The following is a 12,347-nucleotide window of genomic DNA, read 5'->3' on the forward strand; positions in this document are numbered from 1 at the left end:
TAATAATTTACGATGAAATAAACATACTAATTAAACAAACATAAACATATGAAACAAAAATTACTCAGTTTTTTCGTGGGTAGTATGATTCTGACTTCGGTCGCGTTTGCGCAAGAGAAGAAAGTAAGTGGTCGTGTAACTGGTGCTGATGGCAAACCATTGGCTGGTGCGACGATCATAGTTCAAGGATCGAACATAGCTACTCAAACAGATGCGAATGGTAATTATTCATTATCTGTGCCTACAGGAAAGGTTATTGTATTTCGCTCAGTAGGGTATACTGACGCAACACTCATTGTTAGAGAGGGACAGTCTTCTTTTAATGTTACTCTAGATAATTTAGACAAAACATTGGAAGAAGTGGTAGTTGTGGGCTACGGAACACAACTTAGGAAAAATTTGACAACTTCCATCTCAACAGTGGGAGCAAATGATCTAAAGGAAATGCCTGTAGCTAATATCCAGCAAGCTTTACAGGGAAAAGCCGCTGGGGTTCAAATTACTTCTGGTGGTGGCCGTCCCGGAGCTCCATTGGCCGTACAGATACGCGGTAGATCTTCTATCAATGCAGGTAATAATCCATTGTATGTAGTGGATGGTGTGATTCTTCCATCGAACAATTCATTTACTCCGAATGAAGTGGGGGCAGGAATTTCTCCGCTGGCTAATTTAAATCCCGAAGACATCACTTCAGTAGAAGTTTTAAAAGATGCGGCAGCAGCTTCGATTTATGGATCTAGAGGGTCGAATGGTGTTGTTATCATCACCACAAAAAGTGGAAGCAAGGCTGGTAAATCTATAATTGCTGCTTCAGCTTATACCGGTTGGCAATCTTTGACGAAGAAAAAGGAATTGCTTAATGCAACAGAATACCGTTCACTATATAACGAGGCAGCCGTAAACGCTGGTCTTGCCCCTGTTTTTACAAATGATCAAGTTGCGAAACCGGAAAACAATGTAAATTGGTTGGATGAAATTCTAGCAGATAACTCTAGGATAAATTCTGCACAAGTTTCACTTACTTCTGGTGGCAACGAAAAAACACAATTTTATACATCATTTAACTACTTGGACCAAGATGGAGCTCTACTCCGTGGAGGCTTCAAGCGATATGCGCTTAGAGCAAATCTTACACATCATATAAATGATTTTATAAGATTCGGTTCTAATACAGCGCTTTCACGTACAGAAAGAGATGAAACACCTATAGATAATAGTATCTTCTCGCCATTTCCTCGGGCATTGGTGGCTAGACCTGACCAACCAATTTATAATCCAGATGGAACGTTTGCGACAAACAGTTACAACAATCCAGTACACATGTTTCAGTCTCAAAACTTGGTGAATTTGTCGAATGTATTTAATTCGTCTTATTTAGAGTTTGATATTGTATCTGGCTTAAAATTTAAAACTGCTTTAGGAATTGATCTTTCTTATTTGGATCAAAGATTATATAATCCTATTTCCTCCTTATCAGGAGCAGGTAGTAGTGGCTCTGCTGCTTCTGGGTATGTGCAAACACGAAATATTTTAGCTACACAGACATTGTCCTATGATAAATCATTCTATAATGATCGTTTAGATTTAAACGCAATCGCTGTTTACGAGTACCAAAAAAATCAACGGGAAAATAATAGAGTCGACGGGTCTAATTTCCCCTCTGATTTAACACCCTATATTACTTCAGCAGCGTCAATTACAGGTGGAACTGCTAATTTTACCGAATACGCGATGGCTTCGGCTTTAGGTCGTGTGAATCTTGGTTGGGAAGGGAAGTATTTATTCTCCGCATCAATAAGAAGAGATGGCTCCTCTAAATTTCCGAAATCAGGAAGGTTTGGTTACTTCCCATCAGTGTCAGCTGGATGGGTCGTTTCTCAAGAGAATTTCTTGAAAGGCGTAGAAGCAATAAGCTTATTGAAAGTTAGAGCTTCTTACGGTTCAACAGGTAATCAAGAAGGTATAGGGAATTTCGCATATCGTAGAACCATTGGTGGAGGTTTTAATTATTTTGATACTCCAGGTTTTGCCTTATCTGCTATTGGTAGCCCTAATTTGAAATGGGAGTCTACCGATCAGATTGATATTGGTATCGATTTAGGCTTATTTAATAATAGATTAGAGATCTCAGCAGATTATTATAATAAAAAGACAAAAGATTTGTTGTTAAATAGACCAATCCCTAATACGACAGGATTTACAACTATCTTAGAAAATATTGGAAATATTAAAGGATCAGGTTTTGATTTCCAGATTACTTCAAGAAACTTTACTGGAAGTGACTTTAACTGGTCTACATCATTAAATCTATCCACCTACAAAAATGAGGTTACAAAGTTGTATAATGATCAACCAATCGATCAAGGATTTGTCGTTCGACATGCTGTTGGTCAACCATTAGGATCTTTCTTCCTAATCAAATCTTTAGGAGTAGATCCCGAAACAGGAGATATGAAATATGAGGATATTGATGGTTCTGGAACGGTTACTTCGGCAGACAGACAATTTTTAGGCAATCCTTTACCAAAATTCTATGGTGGTATAACCAATAACCTTTCTTATAAAAGTTTTGATTTAAATGTATTCTTTCAATACAGCTATGGAAATGATCTTTACAACTTAGGTGCTGAGGGGACCGGAGGATATGGAAGTATGGGAGGCGTAGTAACTGGGACAGCTCCAGCAACTAATATGTTTAAGGAATACTATGACGAACGCTGGACTCCTGAAAATAAAAACGCAAAATATCCTCGTGCTGTGGGGGGAACAAGAGGGACTTATAATACACAACGTTCTTCAAGATATTTAGAAGATGGATCATATCTGCGTTTGAAAACTATTACTTTAGGATATAATCTTCCTAAATCAATAGCCCAAAAAGCGAAATTTAGTAATGTACGGATTTATGCTACAGCATACAATCTGCTAACTTTTACTAAGTATACCGGATTCGATCCAGAGGTAAGTTCAGAGTTGACTGTTTCGAATTTAGGGGTAGATCAAGGTGCTATTCCTCAATTTAAGACTTTTATGTTGGGAGTAAATTTGGGACTATAAAAAGAGAATTATACGATGAAAAATAATATATTAAAATCACTAGGATTATTGCTTATTACTGGGCTTGTTGCTTCATGTGATAGTAAATTAGAGTTATTGCCACGTGATTCGGTAGCACCGGAATTGGTCGGTGGAGCAGAAGGTGATAAACTTTTAAATGGAATATACGATGCGTTTCAAATTGGCAATGTAGGATCTAATTATGCCTATTTAAGTTATGTTACTGAAGACTTATCTGCGGACAATTTAAAGTATAGAGCTACTTTTTTTCAACATGGTGAAGTTGATAACAATGCCATATTAGTTGATAACGTTTTAGTATCAAGATATTTTAATTTTCCTTATGTTGCTATTCAAAGAGCTAATGATTTAATTTCAATTGTCAATAATTCTAGTACAATTGACGAGGCTACAAAGAAAAGATTACTAGGGAGTGCCTATTTTTTTAGAGCATATGGATATTATCGATTGGTGACAATTTTTGGTGCAGTTCCGATTGTATCTAACAGGGATATTGTCGAATTGCCTCGAAATTCTGTAGATGAAGTTTATGCACAAATTATTAGCGATCTTAAATTAAGTATCGAAAACCCAGCACCATTTGACAATAGTAATAAAGTGTCAATAGAGGCGGCAAAGGCATTATTAGCAAGGGTATATTTAATAAAAGGAGAAAAAGCACTTGCAAAGCAATATGCAATGGAAGTGATAAATTCAGGGAAATTTGCAATTGAAAGCAATTATGCAAATATGTTTACAACGCCATATGAGTCTCGTGAACATATATTTAAGATAGCCAATACTTCTACTGAGGGTGATAATTCTTTAGACTTTTTCTTACAGCACCCATCTATGCCAGGTGGTGGGCGTGCAGAATTGCCTGCGGATGAGAGTTTAATATCATCCTATGAAGATGGAGATCAACGTAAAGCGGCCTCTGTCCAAGAAATAAAGGCTCCTTTAGCAAACCCAGGATGGTATTCAAAAAAATATCAAGATCCTTCGGGAAATGGTGCTCACCCATATTATATTCTTAGATTATCGGAGATGTATTTAATTGTAGCTGAATCTGATGTGACAACTTTACCTTCAAATGCAATTGCAAATATCAATATTGTTCGGAAAAATAGGGGATTAGGCAATTTAACCTCTGTAACCTTAAATGATATCATTAAGGAGCGTCGTGTTGAATTTGCTTTTGAAAATCTTAGATGGATGGATATGAAACGGACACCTTCTCCATCTAATCCATCGAAATCTATGGCAGCTGTTTTCCTTGAAGCGAAAAAACGAACTGTGAATGATGAACTTTATCCAATCCCCCAATCTGCGATTAATACAAATCCGAAATTGTTACCAAACAATCCAGGCTATAATTAATATCTAAAATTTTATATAAAAAAAGGCTATCAAATAGATAGCCTTTTTTTATATTACCAAATCATTAATTTTATATATATAAATTAATAGACTAACAATTTATTAACATTAACTTAATATTGAGAATCTATTTTTACGGCGTTGAAAGAAGGGCGCTTATACGATTTAATGAAAACCTATAATGCGCTTAAAATTCATTCATTATATTAGAGATTATCTTATTTCAATGAAACCATCAAGATGTATTCAAACCGTATAAGGAATTGAATAGATTTGATAGCTTCATCACAGCTGAAAACAAACCGAGTGAAACAAGCTCATGTATATCGATGAGACTAGTCACCTGTAAATAAATTAAATAGATGAAAAAAGCACTTTTACTCGCAACTCTGATTGGTCCAGCGGTAGCCATGGCGCAAAATAATAATGCACCTTCAAGTTATGATCCACATGATATTAAAATCACAGGATACCTTCAGACGCAGTTTCAAAAGGCTCAATCGCCGGGAATAACTTCGTTCTCAGGAGGTGATTTTTCGAAGAATTCAGACAATCGGTTTATGATCCGACGCGGTCGCCTCAAGATTGACCGTGTGGATACTTACTCAAGTATTGTATTCCAGATCGATGCGACTCAGGATGGCGTACAGTTAATGGATGCTTTTATCCAATTGCGCCACCCCAGTCAGAAAGGCCTGAGCCTGACGGCCGGTCTCTTCAACAGACCATTTGGATACTCTATTGTATATTCTTCTGGCTACCGTGATTTTCCCGAACGAGCACGTGTTTTCCAGACGCTAATGCCCCGTGAACGTGACCTTGGGGGGATGGTAAGTTATCATCCTGGTGGCAAAGTGAAATTTCTGAACTTGGATTTAGCCCTTGTAAACGGAAGTGGCCACTCTGCCAAAGACTACGATTCCAAAAAAGATCTGATCGGTAACTTAGGATTTAAATTCGATAGCCTTGCAGATAAAAGATTACACCTTGGATTTGGTGGCTCCTTCTATAAAGGTTCTGTCCGCAACGACACCAAAACATACTACACAGCGATCGCTAATGGTTATACTGCGCATACCAGTGATGACAATGAAGGAAAAGCCATTGGTCGTAACTACTACGGCGCAAACTTACAAATTGAACTGGACAATAGCTTTGGGAAATCCAGCTTCAAGACGGAATATGTAGCTGGTGATCAGCCCGGTGTCGCTGGAGGTGCGGATATCAAAGGCCCATATGCGAGCAGAAGTTTTACGACACAGCCTGCCACAGATTTATACCAACGGAAATTTAATGGTTATTATCTTTGGCTTACCCAAGAAATCGCAAAAACGGGTGTTACAGCTTTATTGGCTTACGATGTGTATGATCCCAATACTAAGGCAAGTGGCATGACCATAGGAATGCCTGATAATTTTACGGCGGACGGTGATGTTAAATTTAGTACATTGGGCTATGGCGTCGCTTATCAGATCAGTAATAGATTAAAACTTACGGTATATAATGAGCATGTGACGAATGAAAAAACGAGTTTGAAGAATTTTTCTGATGATCTGAAAGACAATGTTTTTACAACACGATTGCTCTACCGATGGTAGAATCTAACCCTTAATTTCGTGGCATTCTAAAAATTAATGCAATCTCACAAACTTAGGCAGGATATTTGATCTTGTGGTTAAATAAATGACTTAGGTTTTGAAAAGAGAAATTGCATGAGAATAATATTCCTATTTTTACTGTGTTTGGTTTTTGTTTCCTGCACGCAAAAAAAAGACATCGGACAATACAATAGCCGGACCGAAATGCTGGCCCATATCCGTAAGCTTTCCCCGCAGGATCGGGCGAACTTTTTTAAACAGCAGGGACAATTGATTGATACCGCCCTAGCGAAGGTCAAAGAGCAAACCATCTATTTTAGCTTTTCCATGGGGCTATCCTCGGGCAATACCAAGGACGTGAATTGGGATACGGTGGACTGGAATCGGATGGATATCCAAAATAAGGCTTTTGTTATTCCTAATCCCGATACACTGAAAACTGCATTTGAAAGCTATGCCAACACGCTCAAAGCGGTACAAAGTTTTGGGGTGCCACATTCGTCGTTTGAGCTAGATGCTACTGATGATAATATATCGGAAACAGGACAGCTCTCAACCTCATTTAAACAACTGTTCCAAGGGAATAAATCCCTTGATTCATCTAAAGTTGGCCTTTTGCCGGTTAGTCAGGCGCTCGTGGAAATAAAATATCAACTTCCACATGAATTGGACTCTTTGGTAATCGCTCCAAATGCCAAAACGCTGAAATATATGGGCTACGATTTAACGATCGATACCATTAGCCCACAGGGAATAGAACTCGATCTACCGCTGGATTTATATTCCAATTATCTTGGTAATCGGGGAAAAACCCCAAATGATAAACTGGTGGAATCGAACTCTTATTCAGCGATGCCTCTTTATGGGCTGCATCCAGAAATTCAGAAACAGGCGAAGTCAGCTGGACAGTTGTTTCAAAAATTCCAGACCGCAGCGGTAGAGGATGCCATGCTTGACCGCTTTGAGCCTCAGTTTACTGAGGGAATGTTTCAGGGCTTGAAAAAATTGGGTTATTATCAATCAAACATAGAAAAGGAACTTAAAGTACTGCTGGGAAATAACAAAAATGCAGATGTATTTGACGTTATCAAAAAGCTTAGAGAATATATTGAATCTAACGGAGAATACTTAGGACCTGTTGAACAACGACTTTCCATCGCATTCCCTTATCCTGTAAAACAGTTCGTATTGTATTTTGGTAAATCGAATGAAACCATTAAAGCGGAACGCCGGATTCCCGTCTCACGTAGCGCTGCTTATGGTTATATGACCTATCTGGATCAAGATGCAAAGAAATATGGTATTGTGGATTCCATAGGTAATGTCATTATTGAACCTCGTTTTAAAGAATTGACGCGTAGTAGTCACGATTATTTCTTTGACTCAAGTGATAGTATTGATTATTTCCTAAATGTGAAAGATAAAAAGCTGGAGCCCGTCAAAACTGGTTACCGATTCGAACGGAAACTTGAGGCGAACTTATCCGTATTTAAAAACAAAAAGGAAGATTTGGGCGTCCTTCGCAATGGACAAGAGGAAATAGTGCCTTTTAAGTATACCTCTATAGAAAGACAGGGCAAGCTATTCGTAGCGAAATATACACTAAGGGGACGCGAGACTTTTGATCTCTATACATTAAAAGGAGATCTTATTGAGAGCCCGTTATTAAGTGCCGTTGAAATGCTCGCTGATAGTAGCTTTATGGTGCGTAGCAAATTGCATAAATTCGGAATTTTAGATACCAACGGAAAATTGGTTATTCCGATGGAATATGATAAAATCGAGGGATTAAAAACAGCGAATTGGGTATCTGCCACTAAAGGTCGGGAGACTTTTTTGCTAGATTACATGAATAAACGGGTTGATATTCCTGCAAACCTTAAATATGTAGATATCAGCCGGAGTGCCGAAGGGATGATTCCTTTCTCTGACTATGATGGCTATGGTTTTATTGATCTGAACGGAAAGATTGTTATTCAGCCCCAATATAGTAATATTACCGAATTCTACAGAGGGCATGCATTGGTTCGCACTGCAAAGGAGGAGTTGTTTATGATAGATAAAAACAACAGTATCTTCAAAAAAATTGTATTGCCTCCTTCTCCAGATGGTTCCCAACGCTTGGATGTTGCCTTTTCAAAGGATGGTACGGGATATTTCACTATGGGGGAGATTGTCCTTGACAAGGATGGAAATGTTGTTAATGTTTCTATTGATGACCTCTACTAACGAGACGGGTAGAAACTTAAAAAATCAAAACGAATGAAAAATACTAAGATAGGGGCTATAGGCATTGCAATCTTATCGCTTAGCATATTTGCCTGTAAACAGTCTGTCAAACCATACGCAGAAGCCCCACTGCAGTTGAAAGGGGTTGATATGAATGTGGATCTCGCAAAATTTCTAGGTAATGAGGATCTTTTTCGGGGTAAAGTCGATATGGTGAACCTTGATGTAGAAGAAAATGAAATCGTACTCGAGCGAAAAGATCTTCCTGATAGCACAGTCTATTATGTACAATACAATGTCAACTCGAATAAGGATGACATCAATCTGGCGGATTATGGTGGTTTTAAATTTAAAACACTTGAACTTCTAACAGATCTGGCGGAAAAAGAAGTTTTTGCATGGATGGCCGAGCAGGAGGATGTATCCGCAGACGATGTAAATAAACTAGTGGACCAGATTGCATCGGATAATCCCGATGCAACAATGAATTCGAGGGAATTGGAGGGTATTTCCTCTGGATTGCGCTTGATCTGGCATACCAAGGATAAAGTATTTCAACTTGTAATCCCTGAGATAGAACCCCTGCGATTTGACCGGAGTAATGAGGAGTATAGCCCTTCCTATGACGACAATGGAAATCCTATCGAACCGAAAGAGACTTTTAGTAAAGAACAGATTGTTACTTTGTTTAAAGATAAATTAAAAGATTCAGCAAAAAACAAAATTACATTTTTTATCGCCAAACCTCAGTTTGATGAGTGGTTCCGTGACAACTCACCAAGTTCGCGCGGAACGATGACCCGATATGATTAGTATCCCTGCGTGATATTTTTCCGGATACGGCTTAATGAAGAAGCTGTAATCCCCAGATAGGAGGCCAGCATCGTTAAGGGAACACGGTTTGCCAGTCCGGGATAGAGTTTTAGAAATAGCAGATAACGTTCCCTGGCATCAAGATTCATCATGGTATTCGCTGTTTTTAGTTTGCTTTCAATGACAAACCCGTAAAGCTTGGCCATCAATAAGGGCCAGATTTTGATTTCTTTTTCCAACAACAGGAAATTATGGATATCAAGACTCCATAGCTGGGCATCTGTTACGGATTCGATATAGTCATTGGAAGGGGTACGATCCAGAAAACTTTGGAAATCTCCGATAAAGCGGCCTTCGTAAATAAAGTACCGTGTAAAATCATCACCTTTATGATTATAATAAAGAGAACGAAATACACCACTTTCTACGAAGGCAATACTGTTGTTAACCTTTCCACAGGTGACAAAATAGCTGGCTTTTGGAATGCTCTTCTTTTCGAATGCCTGCCTGATTAGACCTTCCTCCCGCTGATCAAGCTGGCCAAATTTTCGGATAAACGCTAAAAGCTGTTCCATATTACTTATATTAAGTACCTAAGATAATCAATTCTTCCCGTTGCGGTCCTGTAGACAGGTATTTGATGGGTATATTTAACTCTTCTTCCAAAAAGGAGATAAATAGCTTCAGTTCTTTCGGGATTTGTGCCTGCTGATCGATTTTATGTAAAGGGCTATTCCATCCGTCTAAAAATTTCCATACTGGTTTTGGGGTATTGCCTACGCATGTCGGAGCAGCTAAGGTTCTTGTTTCATGGTCTGTCTGATAGGCTGTACAAATTGGTACCTCGGACATTCCATTCAGAATATCTGCTTTTGTCAGTACCAGATCGGTCACACCGTTTAACATGACAGCATATTTTAATGCAGGTAGGTCAAGCCAACCCACTCTTCGCGGTCGTTTGGTATTGGATCCGAATTCGCCACCTTTTTCACGCAGCTCATCAGCAAGGGTGCCCGTGATTTCCGTTGGAAATATGCCGTTTCCAACGCGTGTACAATAGGCTTTGGTAACACCATAAATCTTGTCAACAAGTTTGGGTGATACGCCCAAACCCACACATGCCGCTGAGGCAATGGTATTCGAAGAGGTTACATAGGGGTAGGTGCCGTGATCGATGTCCAATAATGTCGCCTGAGCACCTTCTGCCAGTACTTTTTTATTGTTTTTAATAGCTTCATTGATGATTATTTCTGTATCCGTAATTTGTAGCTTTTTTAAAAAATTGCATGCCTCCAGAAAATTATCATATAATTCTTTTACTGCCGGCATATCCTGCCCTAAAGCCTTTAATTCGGTATACTGTTTATTTAAAATTTGGAAAACATAGGTCTCGAAATCTTTGGAAAAGATATCCCCCACGCGCACATTCTGCCGAAGTATTTTATTGGAATAGGTGGGGGCAATACCATTTTTAGTCGTTCCGATAGTGCGATATTGCGGTGATTCTTCGAGGTACATATCCCAGTACTTGTAAGTGGGCAATACAAGATGGGCTTTCTCTGAAATTAGGATTCGATTGATTATTTCTGTGTCAGAAATAATGGTTTGAAGCTGTTCCACCTCCGTTTGGAGTGCCAGTGGGTCTATCACCACGGGGGTACCGATAATATTTTTGATATGAGGATAGAAGATTCCTGAGGGCAGTAATTTGAGGGTAATCCGTTTGCCATTATGATAAATGCTATGCCCGGCATTTGCCCCGCCATTGAACCGGGCAATAATGTCATAATCACGACCGATCAGATCAATGATTTTTCCTTTTCCTTCATCTCCCCACTGGAGTCCAACTAAAATATCCATTTGCTGTTGTTTTGAATTTATGGATCAAAGCTAGGGGATAACAAGGAGGGTACAATTGCCATTTGACAAAAAAACAAGTAAGGATGTTTATTCCCTGAAAAATTGATCGAAGAGAAGCCAGATTCGTTTTTAACCTTGTTTTCGTCCGAGTTGTTTGATTTTATATAACCATTTGGTCCGCTTTGTTGTATCCGAAGTCTTTATAATTCCAATATAAGTGACTTTTACAGGTGAAATACCACAAAATAGTAAGGTAGATCTTTTGAGTTGATTTACACTCGGTTTACCATAGACCAGGGCATAATACCAACCGGGCTGGTCCAGGGTCGTTATAATCCTGGCTGATTTCCCTTTAAGTAATTTGTCCCAAAAAAGAGAATTTTCACGGTACTGGAAAGCAAAACCGGGTAGAAAGAGCCTATCAATAAAACCTTTCATCATAGCAGGGAGGCCGCCCCACCAAACTGGATGTACCCAAACTAAATGTTCGGCCCATTGGATATCTTCCCAGGCTTGCAGGAGATCTGGTTCGAGTTCCGTTCGCTTCTGGTATCCGAATTGGAGATTGGGATTAAAATTCAAATCTGCAATATTAATCGATCGAACTTCCGCTCCAGATTCTTCGGCACCATCTTGATATGTTGCAGCAATACCAAAATTGAAAGATTCTCTATTGGGGTGACCGTTGATGATAAGTATTTTCTTCTTCATGTTATTCTTCTGATAACACAAAAGTAGAGGTGCTGGTCCTTGAATTATAGGACAAATGTCTAAAAAGTAATTTCGCCACGGATCCGGCTTAAATGCCGTTGTGTGATGCCCAGATACGACGCTAAATACTGTAATGGTATTTGTTGTATAAATTCGGGCTTATCCCGCAGCAAGACTGTATAGCGTTGCAAAGCAGTTTCTTTCTGCAATTGAAAGATACGTTTTTCGAGTTCCAGGTATTGCTGCTCAGCAATCATTTTTAGATATTTTGTCCATACTAGGCTCTCGGTAGCAAGTTTGTCAATAGCACTTTTTTTGATGACCCAAAGTTCAGCAGGAGAGATGGCCTGCATAGTCTCCACACTTGGTCCGCCTGTGATAAAAGATGAGTAGGCTGCCATTAAGCTATTTGGAAACCTGAAACAATAGGTGATATCTTCCGCATTTGAAGTTGTATAATACGAACGAAAGATTCCGGATCCGATGAAGGCGACCTCGTTACAGGGCTGATTTTCTTTAACAAAAAAATCATTCTTGTTTAGCTTCCTATATTCAAAAAGCTGAACAATCTCGGTAATTTCTTCCGAATTGAAGAGACCTAAAGACTGAAAGTGAGCTGCTAGCATAGGGATCAAACTTAGATAAATTGCTTTAGTAATACAAAATAAATCTGCTAGAATACATATTATGGGATACGCC

Annotated in this window: 9 protein-coding genes; 5 read left to right on the forward strand and 4 right to left on the reverse strand. The window is 38.9% G+C overall.

Features of this window, described 5'->3' with window-relative positions; all coding sequences use genetic code 11:
* Positions 1-48: 48 nt before the first annotated feature.
* From AC07UV_RS23965 to AC07UV_RS23985, 5 genes are all read left to right on the forward strand, one after another.
* Positions 49-3,057, forward strand: a complete 3,009-nt coding sequence (locus AC07UV_RS23965; RefSeq protein ID WP_495185573.1) for a SusC/RagA family TonB-linked outer membrane protein — start codon at positions 49-51, stop codon at positions 3,055-3,057.
* A 15-nt stretch (positions 3,058-3,072) separates the two neighbouring features.
* On the forward strand, positions 3,073-4,437 hold the full coding sequence (locus AC07UV_RS23970; protein WP_495185574.1) for a RagB/SusD family nutrient uptake outer membrane protein: 1,365 nt from the start codon (positions 3,073-3,075) through the stop codon (positions 4,435-4,437).
* 362 nt (positions 4,438-4,799) lie between these two features.
* Positions 4,800-6,035 carry a porin gene (locus tag AC07UV_RS23975; protein ID WP_495185575.1) on the forward strand — a complete coding sequence of 412 codons (1,236 nt, stop codon included), beginning with the start codon at positions 4,800-4,802 and terminating at the stop codon, positions 6,033-6,035.
* Between the two features lie 114 nt (positions 6,036-6,149).
* Entirely contained in the window at positions 6,150-8,264 is a 2,115-nt protein-coding gene (locus AC07UV_RS23980; RefSeq protein WP_495185576.1) for a WG repeat-containing protein, read from the forward strand.
* 33 nt (positions 8,265-8,297) lie between these two features.
* Positions 8,298-9,077, forward strand: a complete 780-nt coding sequence (locus AC07UV_RS23985; RefSeq protein WP_495185577.1) for a hypothetical protein — start codon at positions 8,298-8,300, stop codon at positions 9,075-9,077.
* On the opposite strand, the gene AC07UV_RS23990 is transcribed toward AC07UV_RS23985, so the two are convergent.
* From AC07UV_RS23990 to AC07UV_RS24005, 4 genes are all read right to left on the reverse strand, one after another.
* A complete protein-coding gene (locus AC07UV_RS23990) occupies positions 9,074-9,652 on the reverse strand; it encodes a Crp/Fnr family transcriptional regulator (protein ID WP_495185578.1) in 579 nt (192 codons plus the stop codon). The genes AC07UV_RS23985 and AC07UV_RS23990 overlap by 4 nt on opposite strands.
* 10 nt (positions 9,653-9,662) lie before the next feature.
* Positions 9,663-10,937: an adenylosuccinate synthase gene (locus AC07UV_RS23995; RefSeq protein WP_495185579.1), complete on the reverse strand. Its 1,275-nt coding sequence runs from the start codon at positions 10,935-10,937 to the stop codon at positions 9,663-9,665.
* 129 nt (positions 10,938-11,066) lie between these two features.
* Positions 11,067-11,648: an NAD(P)H-dependent oxidoreductase gene (locus tag AC07UV_RS24000; protein ID WP_495185580.1), complete on the reverse strand. Its 582-nt coding sequence runs from the start codon at positions 11,646-11,648 to the stop codon at positions 11,067-11,069.
* 59 nt (positions 11,649-11,707) lie between these two features.
* Positions 11,708-12,274, reverse strand: coding sequence for a Crp/Fnr family transcriptional regulator (locus AC07UV_RS24005; protein ID WP_495185581.1), 567 nt, complete (start codon positions 12,272-12,274; stop codon positions 11,708-11,710).
* Positions 12,275-12,347: the final 73 nt, after the last annotated feature.

The sequence above is a fragment of the Sphingobacterium sp. GW821-FHT03E03 genome (assembly GCF_059420745.1).